Source organism: Devosia sp., assembly GCF_017307565.1.
In the GTDB taxonomy this organism is placed as follows: Bacteria; Pseudomonadota; Alphaproteobacteria; order Rhizobiales; family Devosiaceae; genus Devosia.
The window spans coordinates 1-2,074 of the sequence record NZ_JAFKHD010000386.1; the positions used below are offsets into that span (position 1 = coordinate 1).

Genomic DNA, 2,074 nt, shown 5'->3' on the forward strand with positions numbered 1-2,074 from the left:
TGCCGGCAATAAGCGACACGGCCTCGAGATCATAGCCGCTCATGGCGCTCCAGGAGACGTCCCGGAAAAGCATTGGAGAACCCCATCAACAAAACGACCCGCGCGAAGAACGCGCGGGCCGAAGGATTGCAGATAAGCGTGACGCTTACTTTTCGTCGCGGCCCTTGAGGGCAGCGCCGAGGATGTCGCCGAGCGAAGCGCCCGAGTCCGACGAACCGTAAGCAGCAACAGCTTCCTTTTCCTCGGCGATTTCGAGCGCCTTGATCGAGAGCTGGATGCGGCCGGTCTTGCGGTCGTACTGGGTGACGCGTGCGTCGACCTTTTCGCCCTTGGAGAAACGCTCCGGACGCTGGTCGTTGCGGTCGCGGCTGAGGTCGGCGCGACGGATGAAGGCGGTCACATCGCTATCGGCGATGCGGACTTCAATGCCCCCGTCGTTGACTTCGATGACCTCGGTGGTCACGACAGCGTTCTTGCGCAGAGCGCCGCCATCGTTGGAACCGGCATCGGCCAGATCATCAGCAGCGAGCTGCTTGATACCGAGCGAGATACGTTCCTTCTCGACGTCGACGTCGAGAACCTTGGCCTTGACGATGTCGCCACGGTTGTAGTCGTCGAGAGCGACTTCACCGGACTTCTGCCAATCGAGATCGGAGAGGTGAACCATGCCGTCCACATCGCCTTCGAGGCCGATGAACAGACCGAATTCGGTCTTGTTCTTGACTTCGCCTTCGATGGTGGCGCCAACCGGGTTCTTCTCGGCGAAGGCTTCCCACGGGTTCTGCAGGGTCTGCTTGAGACCGAGCGAGATGCGGCGCTTGTCCGGATCGACTTCGAGCACGACCACGTCGACTTCCTGCGAGGTCGAGACGATCTTGCCCGGGTGGACGTTCTTCTTGGTCCAGCTCATTTCCGAAACGTGGATCAGGCCTTCGATGCCCGGTTCCAGTTCGACGAATGCGCCGTAGTCGGTGATATTGGTCACGCGGCCAGAGAACTTCGCACCGATCGGGTACTTGGCTTCGATGCCTTCCCAGGGATCAGCCTGGAGCTGCTTCATGCCGAGCGAGATACGGTGAGATTCGTGGTTGATGCGAACGATCTGGACCTTGATGGTCTCGCCGATCGTGAGCACTTCCGACGGGTGGTTGACGCGACGCCATGCGATATCGGTGACGTGCAGCAGGCCGTCGATGCCGCCGAGATCAACGAACGCACCGTAATCGGTGATGTTCTTGACCACGCCGTCGACAACTTGGCCCTCTTCGAGCTGCTGTACGATTTCCGAACGCTGTTCGGCGCGCGATTCTTCGAGAATGGCGCGGCGCGAAACGACGATATTGCCGCGACGCTTGTCCATCTTGAGGATCTGGAACGGCTGCGGCACGTTCATGAGCGGAGCGATATCGCGGATCGGACGGATGTCGACCTGCGAACGCGGCAGGAAGGCCACGGCACCTTCGAGGTCGACGGTGAAACCACCCTTGACCTGGTTGAAGATGGTGCCTTCAACGCGCTCATTGGCGTTGTACTTCTCTTCGAGCTTGACCCAGCTCTCTTCACGGCGGGCCTTTTCGCGCGACAGCACGGCTTCGCCCATGGCGTTCTCGACGCGGTCAACATAGACCTCGACTTCCGAACCCACGGTGATCTGGCCGTCACGGAATGCCTGGCCGAATTCCTTCAGCGGAACGCGACCTTCGGTCTTGAGACCGACGTCAACGATGGCCAGGTCCTTTTCGATGGCGACGACTTTGCCACGAACAACGGTGCCTTCAGCGGCATCGTTGTCGACAAAGGAGTCGAGCAGCATCGATTCGAAATCTTCTTTAGTCACAGTTTGCTGTGCCAAACTTTTTCTCCGTTGCGCCGGTCGTTGAGGGGTTGCTGATCCCATTGAGAATTCGGGTCCGCTTCGATGAAAACACCAAAGCCGGCGCACGGAGCACCGCTTCTCGAACAGGATGATTTGTTTAGTCGGTTTCCGGGCCAAAGCCTTGGATGAGTGCCGGAGCCAGAAGCCTCAAGGAGGAAATTAGGAGAACGAACGTTCCCCTGCCTTGAGCGCCATGGC

At 59.3% G+C, this 2,074-nt stretch carries 1 protein-coding gene; it reads right to left on the reverse strand.

Features of this window, described 5'->3' with window-relative positions; translation table 11 throughout:
• Window positions 1-145: 145 nt before the first annotated feature.
• Complete coding sequence (rpsA, locus tag J0I64_RS15540) at window positions 146-1,897, reverse strand: 30S ribosomal protein S1 (RefSeq protein ID WP_291409866.1); 1,752 nt, start codon at window positions 1,895-1,897, stop codon at window positions 146-148.
• Window positions 1,898-2,074 lie beyond the last annotated feature (177 nt).

What these genes read in the sequence shown, in the direction of transcription:
- rpsA (WP_291409866.1), bottom strand. Translation starts at nt 1,897, where the DNA reads ATGGGATCAGCAACCCCTCAACGACCGGCGCAACGGAGAAAAAGTTTG.